Raw genomic sequence first — 580 nt, 5'->3', positions numbered from 1 at the left:
AGACTCGATTTTGCCGGACTCAATTTTGAATAGTCACTTAAAGTGACATTCCCAAGAACACTTGAATGTGTTGTATTGGTGTTTGTCATAAAGACAAACATTGAGAACTTTACAATCAACAAATAAATTGTTGATTTGTCAGCTTTCCAAATTATTAAAGAGCTAATCACTTCCAAAGAAGTAACCATTTTTAAGAACACTTAAGATTTCGAAGAAATGTACTTAAAGATGGTATCCCGTAGGGGAGTCGAACCCCTGTTACCGCCGTGAAAGGGCGGTGTCCTAGGCCTCTAGACGAACGGGACACTAGAAAAGTCAGTGGTGGAGCTAATCGGGATCGAACCGATGACCTCTTCGCTGCCAGCGAAGCGCTCTCCCAGCTGAGCTATAGCCCCACAATAATTGTTTCAGCACAATTAATGCAGAACCAATCCTTTGCTCTGAATTTAAACCGTATCAATCTGTGTGGACACTCATCGTGAGTAATCATCGTATAAGGAGGTGATCCAGCGCCAGGTTCCCCTAGCGCTACCTTGTTACGACTTCACCCCAGTCATGAACCACAAAGTGGTGAGCGTCC

At 43.6% G+C, this 580-nt stretch carries 1 protein-coding gene, 2 tRNA genes and 1 rRNA gene; all 4 read right to left on the bottom strand.

Annotated features, from left to right (window positions below):
* The coding region (locus GVO60_RS22505) for a hypothetical protein (protein WP_217358397.1) at window positions 1-188 on the bottom strand (188 nt) is incomplete at its 3' end.
* Window positions 189-229: 41 nt separating this feature from the next.
* A tRNA-Glu gene (locus GVO60_RS22165) sits at window positions 230-305 on the bottom strand.
* Between the two features lie 14 nt (window positions 306-319).
* A tRNA-Ala gene (locus tag GVO60_RS22160) sits at window positions 320-395 on the bottom strand.
* 99 nt (window positions 396-494) lie between these two features.
* A 16S ribosomal RNA gene (locus GVO60_RS22155) occupies window positions 495-580 on the bottom strand; the annotation flags it as partial.

This window comes from Vibrio atypicus (assembly GCF_009811315.1).
Lineage (GTDB): Bacteria > Pseudomonadota > Gammaproteobacteria > Enterobacterales > Vibrionaceae > Vibrio > Vibrio atypicus.
Note: the sequence above shows the minus strand (reverse complement) of the source record. Positions and strands in the feature narration are given on the sequence as shown.